The 15,670-nt window shown below is 35.1% G+C and carries 14 protein-coding genes and 1 pseudogene; 13 read left to right on the top strand and 2 right to left on the bottom strand.

Translation table 11 applies throughout. The features are described from left to right. Positions 1-114: 114 nt before the first annotated feature. Both AABI99_RS15430 and AABI99_RS15425 read right to left on the bottom strand, forming a co-directional pair. Entirely contained in the window at positions 115-2,115 is a 2,001-nt protein-coding gene (locus tag AABI99_RS15430; RefSeq protein WP_338366985.1) for an EAL domain-containing protein, read from the bottom strand. A gap of 25 nt (positions 2,116-2,140) precedes the next feature. Then, a complete protein-coding gene (locus AABI99_RS15425; RefSeq protein WP_338366984.1) occupies positions 2,141-2,797 on the bottom strand; it encodes a transglutaminase-like cysteine peptidase in 657 nt (218 codons plus the stop codon). A 299-nt stretch (positions 2,798-3,096) separates the two neighbouring features. Between AABI99_RS15425 and galU the strand changes: the two genes are divergently transcribed. The 13 genes and pseudogenes from galU to AABI99_RS15360 form a co-directional block, all read left to right on the top strand. Then, entirely contained in the window at positions 3,097-3,990 is an 894-nt protein-coding gene (gene galU, locus AABI99_RS15420) for a UTP--glucose-1-phosphate uridylyltransferase GalU (RefSeq protein ID WP_338366983.1), read from the top strand. Between the two features lie 123 nt (positions 3,991-4,113). Next, a complete protein-coding gene (locus AABI99_RS15415) occupies positions 4,114-5,115 on the top strand; it encodes an NAD-dependent epimerase (RefSeq protein WP_338366982.1) in 1,002 nt (333 codons plus the stop codon). Between the two features lie 79 nt (positions 5,116-5,194). After that, positions 5,195-6,283 (top strand): glycosyltransferase, encoded by a 1,089-nt coding sequence (locus tag AABI99_RS15410; RefSeq protein ID WP_338366981.1) that lies wholly within the window; start codon positions 5,195-5,197, stop codon positions 6,281-6,283. Positions 6,284-6,293: 10 nt separating this feature from the next. Beyond that, the gene (locus AABI99_RS15405; protein ID WP_338366980.1) at positions 6,294-7,388 is read left to right on the top strand and encodes a glycosyltransferase; all 1,095 of its coding nucleotides are present in this window, start codon (positions 6,294-6,296) and stop codon (positions 7,386-7,388) included. Positions 7,389-7,390: 2 nt separating this feature from the next. Further along, positions 7,391-8,644: an O-antigen ligase family protein gene (locus AABI99_RS15400; protein WP_338366979.1), complete on the top strand. Its 1,254-nt coding sequence runs from the start codon at positions 7,391-7,393 to the stop codon at positions 8,642-8,644. Then, entirely contained in the window at positions 8,634-9,566 is a 933-nt protein-coding gene (locus AABI99_RS15395; protein ID WP_338366978.1) for a glycosyltransferase family 2 protein, read from the top strand. Before AABI99_RS15400 ends, AABI99_RS15395 begins: the two co-directional genes overlap by 11 nt. Before the next feature lie 9 nt (positions 9,567-9,575). Next, the gene (locus tag AABI99_RS15390; protein WP_338366977.1) at positions 9,576-11,018 is read left to right on the top strand and encodes an oligosaccharide flippase family protein; all 1,443 of its coding nucleotides are present in this window, start codon (positions 9,576-9,578) and stop codon (positions 11,016-11,018) included. Next, positions 10,987-12,069, top strand: a complete 1,083-nt coding sequence (locus AABI99_RS15385) for a glycosyltransferase (RefSeq protein ID WP_338366976.1) — start codon at positions 10,987-10,989, stop codon at positions 12,067-12,069. Before AABI99_RS15390 ends, AABI99_RS15385 begins: the two co-directional genes overlap by 32 nt. A gap of 20 nt (positions 12,070-12,089) precedes the next feature. Beyond that, positions 12,090-12,806, top strand: a complete 717-nt coding sequence (locus AABI99_RS15380) for a WecB/TagA/CpsF family glycosyltransferase (RefSeq protein WP_338366975.1) — start codon at positions 12,090-12,092, stop codon at positions 12,804-12,806. Positions 12,807-13,034: 228 nt separating this feature from the next. Continuing rightward, positions 13,035-13,367 carry a DapH/DapD/GlmU-related protein gene (locus tag AABI99_RS15375; protein WP_338366974.1) on the top strand — a complete coding sequence of 111 codons (333 nt, stop codon included), beginning with the start codon at positions 13,035-13,037 and terminating at the stop codon, positions 13,365-13,367. A 167-nt stretch (positions 13,368-13,534) separates the two neighbouring features. Further along, positions 13,535-13,831, top strand: coding sequence for a 3-phosphoshikimate 1-carboxyvinyltransferase (locus AABI99_RS15370; protein WP_338366973.1), 297 nt, complete (start codon positions 13,535-13,537; stop codon positions 13,829-13,831). Between the two features lie 267 nt (positions 13,832-14,098). Further along, positions 14,099-15,502, top strand: a complete 1,404-nt coding sequence (locus AABI99_RS15365) for an undecaprenyl-phosphate glucose phosphotransferase (RefSeq protein ID WP_338366972.1) — start codon at positions 14,099-14,101, stop codon at positions 15,500-15,502. Beyond that, a pseudogene (locus tag AABI99_RS15360) lies at positions 15,486-15,670 on the top strand (hypothetical protein); the annotation flags it as partial. The gene AABI99_RS15365 and the pseudogene AABI99_RS15360, both read left to right, overlap by 17 nt.

Below are 15,670 nucleotides of genomic sequence, written 5' to 3'. Positions count from 1 at the left end.
ACTACCGCATCTGTGTCCGTTTGTGCATAAGCAGGTAAAACTGTAAGTGCTGATGCGCTAGCAACTAAGCTAGCTAAAATAAGTGATTTCATCTCTGATCCCTTGGTTGAATATCTAATTGCAAAATTTTAGCGTATCGGCACAAAAAGTAAACTCTTTATTTGCGCCACTATTATTGGCTTTAATAACTTTAGAAGGCGGCATAATTAAATTACCTTGTACGCCATCACACCCTAAGCTTTCAAGTACCTTTAATGTTTCAGGTTTTTCTATTAAACACGCTAAAACTTTAATGCCAAAACCGTGGCAAATATTATTAACTGTTTGAATAAAAAATTTGCTTTGGTTGTTATCTAATAAGTCTTGTATGTAGCTACCGTCTATTTTTACGTACTCAATGTCTAGCCCTTGCAAATATCTAAACGAGGTAAGGCTGGTACCAAAATGCTCAATACATACGTTAATACCAATATCTTTAATTATATCTATGTGTTGCGAGGCAATATGTACGTTGTAAAGCAAACTAATTTCGTGTAATTCAAATAATAAATTAGTTTTTATAACAGGTTTGGTATGCGAATAAAGCGTTAACCATTCAATAAAATCAGTCGAATATAAAGAGGCCTTACTTAAGTTAAGTGCAAATACATCGTTTGGGTGTTGCTCTTTAACATTTACAAAATTGCGTATTATTTTTTTGTCTAGCTCTTCGGTTAAGTTAAGTTTTTCGGCCATAGCAAATAAATGCCCGTTGTTAACTTTTTCGCCTTCAAAAATAAAGTGTGCAAATACCTCAAAATAACATTGTTTGTTTTGCGAATTAGTACGTTTTACAGGTTGCACCGAAAAACTCACCTCACCCGATGCTAAAATAGACTGAATAAGCGAGCGCCACTGGTTAACGCTAAATAAAGTGTCTTTATCTACTTTAGTGTTTGTATCGCCAATTGTGCAGCCAGTGTCTAAAGCTGATAGTACGTTACCAACAGGCATGCCCTTACCAACACTTACTAACGCAAAGTTAGCAAAGCCATTTACGTGTAAGCTATTTTTGTGTTGGCTAAAAGCATCGGTAATTTCTAGGCGTGTTCTATTTAAAAACTCACTATCGTAAGGAGCAAGGGCAATAAAAGTACTGCCATTTAATCTAAATACTTTTGCGTTTGTTAGCTCACCAAAAATAGTTTTAAGAATATTCGCTACTTCGTTTACGTGTTCATCGCCATCTTGGTAGCTTACTGTTTTATTAATATTTGCAAGCGAGGGCAGGGTGATCATCATGGCGGTAATAGGTGTTTCATCGCTAATAGAGTCGACCACCGAATTAAAATGGTTATCAAACGACTTACGATTCCCCAAACCGGTTAAAGGGTCTATGTAAACTTCTTCGGTAAGAGCTTGTGTTTGTTTAGTGAGCGAATCAAACGTACTTTGCAGGTTCATAACCATATTGTTAATGGCTTTAGTCACGGTGCGTAGCTCGCGGGCAACCGGTATTTCGTTGTTTAATGTAAAGCGCTTACGCGTAACTAAATGTGCTTGGTTTTCTACCGCTTTTAATGGTTTAAACACTGCTCGCAGTATTAAAAATGCCACAGCCAGCGACGCTACTAATAATAAAAACGATCCATATAAGCTACGCTTGGTATGCTCCCACAGCGTTAAGTACGATTGCCCAACGTGGCTTGTTACTTCAAGTGTGCCGGCCATTATCCAACCATTATTTAACTCAGATTGCATAGTTGGGGCATTAAGCTTAACGGTGCTTATAAACCAATTAGGTACCGACTCAACTCGTTTAGGGTTTATAAGGTCAAAAACCACCTGGTTTTCAGCGTTAGTAAATTTTATTTGCTTATAATAACCTGAGTCAAAAATAGCCGTAGCCATTGTTTGCGCAATCATTATGCTATCGTCTTCAAGGTAAGGCGAAATAGAAAGCCCTAAACTCGTGGCGGTGTCTTGGGCATGGCTAGCCATTTGCGTTTGTAGGTATTGGCGAGTGGTATCTACATCGGTAATTATACGTACAAAAAACGAAATAACCGAAATAACAATAATCAGTCCATAAACTTGGGTTTTTAAGCTCAAGCCATTTTTAAAAAAAGACGACATAACTAATAGTTCCTTTAACGTTATTCTAAATGGGAGCAAGCTCACCTTGTTCAATTCGCTCTAGCATAGTGTTCCAAGCAGACACACCACGGCTATTTTTTACTTTATTACCAAGGCCTTTCGATTTAGCTAACCACAAACCTTGGCCATTAAAACTATAAATGGGGGTTAAATCGCGGCGTTTATTAGCAGGCAGTAGTTTAGTATTAAAATTACCTAAAACATAAGGAACTTGATTTGGGTTTTCAATGTATATAAGCACCATATGCGGCTGATTAACCGTTTTTTGCCTAACATACATTAGGCGTATTTTATCCTCAGGAACGCCCAGCGCCATTAAGGTAAAGTACTTAGCAATTACGTAGTCTTCACAGTCACCCATGCCAATGCCCAAACTTTCGAGCGGAGTCGCCCAATAGTCTTTTTGATTCCATAGGTCTTGGTCGGTTTTATATTTAATATGCTTATTAAAAAAATTATTAACTAAATGAATTTTTTGCCATTCACTTTTATCAGCAGATTCATCTATAAAATTTAACCAGTTTTTTATACGTGCATGGCCTTCGCTACCATATTGTTTTTGCGCACGGGCAATTATATCGCTGTTGCGTAAATACATGAGCATATCTTGCGCGCATACAAAAAACGAAACCACTAATGCTATACAAAGCCCTAAACGCACACACGTTCCTTTAAGTAAGTATTCCCTAATAATAAAACAAGCCTAGTATAGTATTGTTAGCATTAAAAAGGTAGATCACATAAAAGCATGAGAAGCACTAAAATAGTGCGCTGCAGGCTAACTTGGTGCAACATAAATTTAACAAAAAAACAATATTAAAGGACGCTTTTTTTATTGAGTACATTGTTGTGGTGTGTATAATAATAGCCTCACACGGTAGGTGAGGTACGCTAAACGGAATTAGGCTTTTGCTTGTTCTTTTTTTGCGTGCTTTACAAAATAATCAAAAAGGACTTAAAGTGAAAGTTTTAAAAGCAGTATTACCTGTTGCTGGCCTTGGTACACGTATGCTACCGGCCACAAAAGCCATTCCTAAAGAAATGCTACCTTTAGTAGACAAGCCGCTTATTCAATATGTAGTTAACGAAGCCGTAGCCGCGGGCATTAAAGAAATAGTACTTGTTACTCATGCCTCTAAAAATTCAATAGAAAATCACTTTGATACCAGCTTTGAGCTAGAAGCCACCCTAGAGGCACGTGTTAAGCGAAGCCTGTTAGAAGAAGTGCGCTCAATAGTACCAAAAGACGTAACTGTAATTTCTGTTCGCCAATCAGCACCACTGGGTTTAGGCCATGCAGTTCTTGCTGCGCGCCCTATAGTAGGTAATAACCCGTTTGCCGTAATGCTCCCCGATGTAATTGTCGATAAATACAAGTCAAATCCGAAAGCCGACAACCTAAGCCAAATGATCGAGCGCTTTGATAAAACAGGCTATAACCAAGTAATGGTGGAGCCCGTACCACAAGAATTAGTACATCAATACGGTGTAGCCGATTTAGCAGGTAAAAAAATTAGCGCCGGCGAAAACGCGACCATTAAAAACATGGTCGAAAAACCAAATAACGATGAAGCACCAAGTAACTTAGCCATAACTGGTCGTTACGTTGTATCACCAACAATTTGGGACTTGCTTGAATACACACCACCAGGCGCAGGCGGTGAAATACAGCTAACTGATGCACTACTTCAGCTTCGTCACCTAGAAACACTCGAAGCTTACCATTTAAAAGGTAAATCTCACGATTGTGGCTCTAAACTAGGTTACATGTTAGCAAATGTAGAGTATGCAATGCAGTCTAGTCGTATGGGCGAGGAGTTTACTAAGCAAGTTAAAGAGTTACTTTCAAAGTAAAGTAATTGCTAAACAAACTAATACCATTAGCAAAATCATATCAATAACAGAAGTAACTAATGTTTGCTTCTGTTATTTAGCACGCAAAAACTATGTAAGTTGAGCATAGTAGGGAAATATCTAATGAAATTTTTAGTAACGGGTGCCGCAGGGTTTATCGGTAACTTTGTGGCTGAACGCTTATGTAACGATGGCCATGAAGTAATAGGGCTAGATAACCTAAACGATTATTACGATCCGGCATTAAAACATGCAAGACTTGAGCGTATTAAACACCTTACGCAATTTCGTTTTGTAAAAATGGATTTAGCAGATAGAGACGGCATAGCTAAACTGTTTAGTGATGAAAAGTTTGACCGCGTTATTCACTTAGCGGCACAAGCTGGCGTTAGATACTCGATAGAAAACCCAATGGCTTATATAGACTCTAATTTAGTGGGTACAGCCACTATTTTAGAAGGCTGCCGACACAATAAGGTTGAACATTTAGTGTATGCTTCATCAAGCTCTGTATACGGTATGAACGAAAAAATGCCGTTTTCTACAGATGATGCGGTTGATCACCCTGTATCGCTGTATGCAGCGACTAAAAAATCTAATGAGTTAATGGCACATAGCTACAGTCATTTATACGACATACCAACAACCGGCTTGCGCTTTTTTACTGTTTATGGCCCATGGGGACGCCCAGATATGGCCCCTTATTTATTTACCGATGCAATATTAAACGACCGTGAAATTAAAGTGTTTAATAACGGTAAAATGAAACGCGACTTTACCTACATAGACGACATAGTCGAAGGCATAATTCGTATTCAAGATGTTGCCCCAAAAAGAAACCCTCACAACAGCAATACTTCGCCTGAATCGAGCAAAGCACCATATAGAGTATTCAATATTGGTAACAATGAGCCAATCGCATTAATGACCTTTATAGAATCAATTGAGAAAGCCGCAGGCAAAGTGGCAGAAAAAAATTATATGCCAATGCAAGCAGGTGATGTACCAGCCACTTATGCTGATATTGATAGTTTAAATGCTGAAGTAGGTTTTAAGCCAAATACTAATATTGAATTTGGCATGAGAAAATTTGTTGATTGGTATAGGTCTTACAATAAGATTTAGTATTATAAATAAAAGATAGTTAAAGTCGTATGTGGCTTTAATTGATATTAAGTTGTAAACGGAAGAGTAGTACTAAGTTATGGAAAAGCAAAACGTTTTATTTGTGTTAAAAGATTTTTTACGTAGCGGTGGAGTAGAAAAGGTAACGTTGAATCTCGCACATGAATTTGCTCGGCAAGGGCACAAAGTCGGCATATTTATAATGGATGCTGAAGGTGTAGAGGAAGAGCTTTTCTGTAACTTTGATACATATTTTGGGGATTCAGGGGGCATTTCTGGTATTGCCAAATATACGTTTAAGCTAGGTGCTTTTATTAAAAAAGGTAAATATGAACTTGTTATTTCAGCAAAAGAGCAAGCTAATTTACTTAACTATACTACAAAGATATTTTGTAGGGAGTATACCCCAGTTTATACTAGGCATTGCGCATTTGACGTAAGTGATCAGGACTTAAGTGTTTCTCAAATTACAAACCTATATAAATTATATGCCAAAGGACGAGGTAACATAGTCGCAATTTCTGATGACCTTTCCAAATATATTAAAAAGCAAATTCCTAAAATTAAAGACAAAGTTAGTTTTTGTCCCAACCCAGTAGTTAATGAAAACTTATATAACCTTGCCGCTGAAAATACAGAGCAATTTTCACACCCACGACCATATCTATGTGCTGTAGGGCGTTTATGTGAGCAAAAGGGTTTCGATCTTTTATTAAAAATATATCGCCATGCATTAGACGAAAACGAAAATTTACCAGATTTAATAATTGTTGGTGAAGGGGAAGATTTAAAACAATTAGAGACTTTAAGAGAAGAACTGGATTTAAACGATAAAGTTATTTTCAATGGTTACTCATCAAACCCTTACTACATTATAAAAAACAGTGAGCTTTACCTTTTAAGCTCTAGGCATGAGGGCTTGCCAACAGTATTAATTGAAGCTTTAGCATTAAAGAAAGGGATAGTTGCATTTGATTGCCCTACTGGGCCCAGAGAAATATTAAAAGACGGCGACTATGGAGATTTAATACCCATTGGAGATTTAAAACAGTTTGCAAAAAGTATTAACAATAAATTAGTTTCTCCAGCTAATTTAAGTGGGGACGAGATCTCAAAGTACACATTTGAGCGCTCAGCCAAGGCTTACTTAGCACTTTTAAATAAATAGGTAGACATCTGTGAAAATTACTGTCGTAGTGCACAACTTAAATGGTGGCGGAGCCGAAAAAATGATGGTTAGATTAGCAAATGGATTAGCTAATCTGGGTCAAAAGGTATCTATAGTGTTATTAACCGAAGGTGGTATTAACATTAAGAACGTGAGCGATCGTGTAACTTTGCATGAATTAAAAGCACACAGAACAGTTAAGGCTGTTCCTAAGCTTAGGCAATATTTATTGGATAACAAGCCTGACAAAATTCTTTCTGCACTTACTCATGTTAATGTTATTGCAATATTAGCATGTTTATCAATAGGTAGATTAAAGTCTCTTTATGTAAGTGAGAGAAATGCCTTTTCTAAAGATAAGCTCGTAAATAATGATTTCTTAGTTAAAGTCGCATATTTTTTGGCGCCATTTTTTTATCGTTTTATACCTAACCCTGTATTTGCAGTATCAGATGGAGTTGCTCAAGATTTAATTAAAACGACAGTTGTCAATAGAGCAAGTGTAATTAATCTTCCAAACCCTACATTAGATGATGACTTTAGAGAAAAACAGTTTTCTAACCCCACACACCCATGGCTATCAGATAAGACTACACCCATTATTGTAGGTTTAGGCCGTTTAGCTGCACAAAAAGGTTTTGATGACCTAATTAGTGCAGTTGCTATTATTAAACAAAGCATGGATGTTCGTTTGATTATTTATGGGGAAGGAGAGCTTAGAGCAACACTTCAAAAACAAATTGATGAGCTTGGTTTAACAGAAAGTGTAAGTTTATACGGATATACAGAGGCGCCTTTAGATGAGATACATGCAGCAGATGTATTTGTTTTATCATCCTTATTCGAGGGGAGCCCTAATGCTTTAGTTGAAGCGATGGGAGCTCAGTGTAAAGTTGTGTCTACTAGATGCCCATGCGGACCTGATGAAGTACTTGAAGATGGCGCAGTTGGATCACTTGTTTCTGTGAAGTCACCGAAAGAATTAGCTGAAGCTATCCATAACACCTTAGTAAATGATAATTACGATATAGAAAAGCAATTAAATCTTGCTGAGAAATACACAGTGAGTAATTCAGCTAAATCCTATCTTAAAGCTATGGAGTAATTGTGAACAACTCAAACTATACTGTGAGGTTTAGCTCAATTGTGAGCTTATTACTTATGGTAGGAACATTATACTACTTTAAAGTAATATCTTTTACTTATGGTTTACTCTTTTCTGGAGGGCGAGATCTTTTAACTGCCGCTACAGATGGTAGCCCTGTTAATAAATTCTCCGGCTCTATTATTATTTTGCTATCAGGCTTTTGTTTAATATATAAAAAGATAATTTTTAGAAAATCTTTTTGGAAAAAAAACTATCTAATGTGGTTAATACCACTCTTTTGCTTTATATCCGTAACTTGGTCTGTTGAGCCAAGTTTTACATTAAAAAGAAGTATAGCTATATTAGCGTTATTTTTATTTGCCTCACATTTAACAACATTCTACAAATCAGTAGATTTACTTTATTTTATTGGTTGTGTAATTGCTTATTGTGCTCTTGCAGGTCTTCTACTTGCTATAGTTATTCCATCGCATGTATTTATTGAAGGTGGAATCAGAGGGGGGGCCTTTTTAGGGATTTTGGCCGATAAAAATGCAGGAGCGAGAGCTTACGCTATAGGGCTTACTATTTTACTCCCCTATTTTTTAAAAAAAGATAAAAAATCAACCCTATTAATGATTCCGGTGTTTATAGCACTATGTTTATCGCGTTCTGCGTCAGGAGTGGCATTAGCTGTTATAGGAATTAGTACAGTTTTGTATTTTCATTACTACCCTTACAACAGGGCTAGTAAGTACTTTCTCGGCCAAGTTCTTATCTCCTTAGGAATATTTCTACTTATAGGTTTGCTGATATACCTTGCAAAGGAATTTGCTTTTCACTTGCTTGGTAGGAATTCTGATTTAACAGATAGAAAAATAATTTGGGAATTACTACAACCTCATTTAGATGATAAACCTATTTTAGGACATGGTTTTGGCGCTTTTTGGAATAGTGTTAATGCACAAGATTTTATTGAGCGCTGGGGATTTATCGGTAATGCCCACAACGGTTATATAGAAACAAAGCTTGACGGGGGCATTGTTTTTCTAATTTTAATTAATTCGCTGATTGTATTTACAGCGTTAAAAACACTCATACGTATTCCTAGTGAAACAACGGCTAAGGAATCATCAGTTTGTCTCGCAATAATTATTATGGTGTTAGTAGCAAACACTATTGGGCATGTTGTGCCTAACTATTACGCAATTGATTTTTTAATATTATTAATTGCAATGTTTTTATCATTGGGTTCTAAAAATAATGAAAAATAAAGAAAATAAATTAACCGTTGCAGTAGTTATACCTATGTATAACTCAGCGAATACTATATTAAGAGCACTTACATCTCTTGAGAATCAAACTGTAAAACCTTCAAGAGTACTGGTTATTGATGATGGTTCTGTTGATGAATCTGTTAACATCGTAGAAAATTATATAGATAGCTCCTCTTTAAAGATTAATTTAGTCTCACAAGAAAATTCAGGCCCCTCAGCGGCTAGAAATAAAGGTATATCTTTAGTACACGAAGAACTTGTTTGTTTTTTGGATGCAGACGATGAATGGCTTCAAGATAAACTTAAAGAGCAATTGGATTTATATTCAAAGAAATGCTCCTCTCATAATATAGGTTTAATAGAAACTTTTACGACTGACACTTGCGGAAATACTAAAATAAAACGCGATATACCGATATTAGAAGGTCATCACTTCAAAGATTTTTTAAATGGCAATGCTATTAAAGCAACTGCAAGCGTTATGGTGCCCTTATCTGTTCTAAATGAGTTTGGTGGTTTTGATGAGTCACTACATTACGCAGAAGACCGTTTGTTATGGTCTCAAATTGCTGAAAAATATGATGTGTTTACTATTCAAAAGTATTTAGTCACTAGGCATTTTGGAACTGAAGGGAATATTACAAGTAACCCCGATAAATACTATAAATATAAAAAAGAATTTATAAATGTCTTTTTAAGCAAATATTCTCATAAATTGAGTAAAGAAGAGATCAAAAGATTCAAGTTATTAAACATATATGAGTTCCTAACTGTTTTCTATACGAAAAGAGATTATAAAAATACTATCAAGTGTTTCAAAGAGATGAAGAGAATATCAAAAACGTCCATATACATGCTAAATTTTTATCCTTTTTTAAAATACATTTCTTCTATCTATCACTTAAAATTTAAAAGATAAAGGTAATACATGAGCTTTTTAAGATCGGTACTTTGGATATTTTTTGATAAAGTATTTTTAGTGCTTTTATCTACACTTTCATTTTTTATTTTTGCTCTTTACCTAGAGCCGGAAGAATTAGGTAAGGGGGTTATCTACGTCGCTATTCCTGGTTTACTAGCAGGTCTTTTCTCCGGAATGATCGAGTCACCTTTGGTTAGTAAAGAAACGGTGGAGCAAAATGAGTACTCTACTGTGCTATGGTTTTCTGTTTGTTTGTCGCTTTTACTTGTTACACTTACTATGACGCTGGGGTTACTATTCCTTGATAGAGCAAATGATTTATTGATGCTGGGTCTTTCAGTAAGTACTGTCGTTTATATTTTAGCGGGTAGGCCATTTTTAGCTAAGCTAAGAAGAAAGCATAACTTTAAGAGTATTGCACTTCGCGCTTTGCTTGCTAAGTGCGTTGGATTTGTTACTGGCGTAACCCTTGCTGTTGAGGGATATGGCGCATACGCAATAGTGATGCAGTATGTATTACAGGAATTAATTAGTCTATTAGTTCTGGCGTATTTTATGAGAGATATTATCAAATTTACTTTTCATAAAGAGCTACTATTTAATACCTTAAAAATGGGGCGGTATTTATCAATATCTGCTTTCAGTAACAGTTTAATTAATAATGGACTACCCCTAGTTTTAGGTTCTGTAGCTGGAGCCGCATCCGTAGGATTGTTCAATTTCTCTAATAGAATAGTATCCTTACCAAGAGATGCTGTTTTTCATGGGATAAACACATATGCTTTACCTAGCCTATCTAAAATTCAAAATGACAAAAACTTATTAGAAAAAAAGTTTTCTGATTCTAATAAGCTTGCTTCATTTATGGTTTTCCCATTGTTTTTTGGCTTAGCGGCTATTGCTCCGTTACTTATAAATACAGTGTTTGGTGACAAATGGGTTGATAGTGTAATTTACCTTCAGTCGCTTGCTTTGATTGCAGTGTTTAGAACTTTTTATTTATTTCATGATTCATTGTTTTTAATATTTAAAGTCCCAAATATAATTACAAAGAAGGAGTTGATGTCATCAATTACTTGCCTACTTATAATAATCCTACTTGGTGGTGTAATTGGTGCCGCAGCAGGAGTTGTTGCTATCGGCTTATATACATTTTTAAGCTTCCTATGGAATTCGCTTGCTGTAAACAAGGTTATTAAATATCCATTTAAGCAGTTTTTGAAAGATTTTACACCTGCGTTCACTATCAGCGCAATAATGTCTCTGATTGTATATTTTGCATCTATTTCTAACTTTGTTGAAGATGCAAAAACAAAATTAATACTATGTTTGCTTCTTGGTGCGATAGCTTATATCACGATGTTGTGTTTAGTTGAAAAAGATAATGTAAAGAGGTTTTATTATTTAAGGTATAAAAATGAAAAAAATAATATCGTATCACCCAAATAAATCTACAGGTATTGGTGGAATAGAAACATTAATGCGTTCTTTACAATCTGTGTCTAACTCACTAAATAGTACTTTTGTCGAATACTATAATGATATAGCAAACAATAAAAAAGAGCATTTTGATGAAAGTACCTCCGTAATTTATGAAAAAATTAGGATTCCAAGATTTGCTGATGGCCAAATAAGAGAAGCAATAAAGGGGTTGTTATTTGCTTTTAAGTTAATAGGTCATAGAAAAAAAAGCTCTGATTTTATATTTATATATCATCCAGTATATTTACTCTTTCTATTTAGATTTTTTTTATCTAAAAGACGTTTAATACTAGTGCAATCAAATAGTTTAGATTGGCTTTTTTCAAGCAAGCTTGCAAAGTTAGCATTTAAGCTAAACGGTAAGAATATTCATAAATTTTGTGTTTATACTTCATTTGATCGTGATAAATTGGAAACAAACTATAATTTTAATAAAGAAAAAATCCAGATTATCCCACGAGGCTGCAAACTTAAAAGTAGTAAAAACGTCGCTCATTATAGTAAAAAGCTAGTTACTATAGCGAGAATACACGAGCACCAAAAAAACTTTGACAAAATGATAGAGGTTATGAAAAAGATTGACAGTAATTACACCCTCGATATTTATGGTTTAGGTGCTGATGAAGAAGTATCAAGTTTAAAAAGAAAAATTGCGAATATTGATAATATTAATTATTTAGGCCCATCAATTAATGTTGCTGAAACTTTAAGTAGCTATAGTGTTTTTTTAATGACCTCACATTATGAAGGGTTTGGTCAAACATTAATAGAAGCTAGAAGCCAAGGATTACCACTAGTTGTATTTAACAACTTTGAAGCAGCCGCATGGCTTATAAAGCAAGGCGAGAATGGCTTTTTAATTAATGACAATGATGTTGATGATTGCGTTAATAAAATTGAAGCTTTGACCATTGATCAGGCAACTTTTAATGCTTTTTCTAATAATTGCTTAAAAATGGCCAATGAGACTGATAATGAAAAAGTCGAAAAGCAATGGAGTCAATTACTCTCGGAGTAATAATTTAAGGAAATATAAATATGTTTGACATCTTGGTCGATAAAGTTAGGGCTGAATATAAAGAAAGTAAGACAGGAAATGTTAGCTTTTTGAACCCATATTCTTACTATATTGGCAGAAAAAATAGAGACTTATACGCTCAATTGGACGATATATATATAGATGGTCAGTTGATGGTAAGGGTTTTAGGCTTTTGTGGTATGAAAGGCATTAAACGCGTAAGTTTTGATGCTACATCACTTGCCCCTGTGGTATTTGAAAATTGCTCACTACACAATAAAACAGTGTACGTAATCGGAGCTAAAGAGGAACAAATACCTCTGTCGGTAGAAGCTTTAAAAAAACAATACCCTTTATTAAATATAGTTGGTTACAGTTCAGGATATTTTAAAAGTGATGAACATAGACAAGAAATAATTGGCGATATTAAAAAGCTAAACCCCTCAGTAGTTGTGGTAGGTATGGGGGCAGTACATCAAGAACGTTTTTTAAATGCGCTCAAAGTAGCAGGATGGGATGGCGCAGGTTATACATGCGGCGGTTTTTTACATCAGATTATTACTGGTGTTGATTATTACCCCCTTTGGGCAGATAAATATAATATGCGTTGGATCTACAGAATTTATGATGAGCCAAAGCTTTTTAAAAGGTACTTTTTTGAATACCCAATAGCATTGTTTTATATTTTTAAAGACTTCTTAAAATTTAAGGCGAAGCTTAAAGCATTACATAAATAACTTGCACGTTAATGCATTTCGGAAGGCTTTGATGATTAAAAGTAAATCTGACTATTTATATTTTTTAAAAAAAGACAAGGAGTCTTTGAAGGTAAGCGGTTTGAAAAGTTACCTATTTAATGATATCTGGAAATTTCAACGAGTTTTATGTAAACACGAGTATTACGCTAATCGCAATTCTATATTTAAACACTGGTATGCTTATAAGCATAAAAAATTGGTCGTATTTTGGGTATTACTATCCCAATAAGCACATGTGGTGCAGGCCTTTCAATTGCTCATATCGGTATTATTGTCATTAATGGAAATGCACGGATTGGCGATAATTGTAGGATTCACGTCTGCGTAAATATTGGCGCATCTGCACAGAATTCAAATGCTGTCCCTGTTATTGGTGATAATTGTTATATAGGCCCTGGGGCTAAGCTTTATGGGGGAATCACTCTTGGGGATAATCTCGCTGTTGGAGCTAACTCTGTAGTGAATAAAAGCTTTGCAGGTAATTGTATAATAGCAGGTTGTCCGGCCAAAATTATCTCGCGAGAAAAGTTAGATAGGTAAGTTTATAAAAAGGTTGATTGACCTAAACCACGCCCCAATTTTATTGAATATAAAGCTTATTAGGTGGTAAATAATTACTCATGTGTATAAAAAACGATCCGGCGATCATAAACTTATTAAAACGCTTTCCTCCTAGTGTGCGTAATAGCTTTACAGAGGAACAGCTCATGCACCTAAAAACTGCGATTGGAGCAAGACAGTGGGGGAGCCATTTAATAGATCACAGAGGTGTAATAAAGTTTTTTAAGTACAGATATTACTTTGTTATCTTAGCTGGTAGAAATAGGCGCCAATTGAGCCCTAATGAGGTTAAAGCTTCTAGAATTGCCCAAGCTATTTTAATTAGTATTAGTTTCTTTATTATTTTACTAATTTTTTACTTAATAAAATCTGTGCTGGGTATAAACTTATTTCAAGGCTTTTCTTTTGGTTTGTGGGGATACATGCAAGAAGTTTTTGCATAGTTGCTTTTCCTTAGTGCATAAATATTAACTATTTGTTTAAGTTTGGTTAATTTTTTTGTCGATGTTTGTTTTTGTTTAGCAAGTTTATTTATGTTTTATGTACTCATATTACTTGCTTTAGTTAAGTATGTAGTTAAACTTTGTATGTGCAGATAAAGTAGTTTAACTATTTACAGCATTGAATACTTAGTGGCTTTGCGTTATTATTTATTCATTGACTTGTGATACTAAAATCACTTCTCATGATATCTATAAGGATTATATAGTATGACATCTTCAAGGACGTTTAAGCCTTCCGGTTCGTCTGATGCAAATTTTTACCGTTTGTTTGATATTTTTGCCCTTTTTCTAGCTTTTCAATGTTCAGCATTGTTTTACGGATTTGAGTTAACTCCCTTTTATATGGTAGCAATTTTAAGTGTTGCCTTAAGTTATATGTATATAGCGGAGTTATTTTCTACGTATCGTTCATGGCGAGCGGGTAAATTCAAAACTATGGTATTGTGCGCTTGGGGCTCTTTAGCTGTATCCTTCATTTTTTTATTTTTTATTTCTTTTGCGTTTAAGTTTACTAATGACTTCTCTCGCATTGGACTTGGTCTATGGTTCTTATTAGGTATTTTTTATTTATATATATGGCGGGTTTGCGTTCATATTTACAAAAGAAACCGTCGCAAGCTAGGGATGAATTTACGTAACGTTGCTATCATAGGTGCAACTGAGTCCGCAGTTTATTTATTTGATGAAATTACTAAAAATGATGAACTTGGCTTTAAGTTTTTAGGTTTTTATGACGATCGTAAACCTGAACGACTGTTCGAAAATACTAAAAAGCATGATATGGCAGGTACAATTCAAGATGCTGTTAATTCTGCACGAAATGGTGAAATAGGAGTATTATACATTGCTCTTCCCATGAAAGCAGATAAACGTATCGCTGAAATATTATTGCAATTAGGTGACACGACAGTAGATGTTCATATTATACCTGACTTTTTGATGTCTAATTTAATTCATGCCCGTATAGAGCATGTTGGAGATGTTGATACATTAAGTGTTTTTGAATCACCATTTATTGGTGCTAGGGAATTTATAAAACGTACTGAGGATATTATTGTAGCTTCAATAATATTAACATTGATATCACCTATATTAATTATTATCGCAGCGGCAGTTAAGTTTACTTCTAAAGGCCCAGTTATATTTAAACAAGATCGGTACGGGTTAGATGGAAGAAAAATCAAGGTATGGAAATTCCGTTCGATGACCGTTACCGAGAATAGTGCAGTGGTTACCCAAGCTAAGAAAAATGATACACGTATAACTCCGTTAGGCGCCTTTTTACGAAGAACAAGTCTAGATGAACTTCCCCAATTTATAAACGTTTTAAAAGGCGATATGTCTATTGTGGGTCCCCGTCCACATGCAGTTGCACATAATGAAGAATACCGCAAAAAGGTAGAGTTTTATATGTTGCGACACAAAGCTAAACCTGGCATTACTGGTTGGGCACAGATTAACGGCTGGCGTGGTGAAACTGATACCCTAGACAAGATGGAAAAGCGTGTCGAGTTTGATTTACATTATATCAAACATTGGTCTTTGTGGTTTGATGTGAAAATTATTTTTATGACAATTTTTAAAGGATTTAAAAATGCAAATGCATACTAAAAAACTTGTACCACTTAGCGCACTTTTGAGCGCTATGATAGCTGCGCCTGCTGCTGCTAATTTAAAACCAGGTAGCGTTATGACTAAAGATGGGGCCGAAATTACCCCTACGCTACAAACTGGTATTAGTAGTAATAGTAACTTTTTTAGCACCCCGAACGATGAAGA

The sequence above is a fragment of the uncultured Pseudoalteromonas sp. genome, assembly GCF_963922945.1.
Lineage (GTDB): Bacteria > Pseudomonadota > Gammaproteobacteria > Enterobacterales > Alteromonadaceae > Pseudoalteromonas.
Note: the sequence above shows the minus strand (reverse complement) of the source record. Positions and strands in the feature narration are given on the sequence as shown.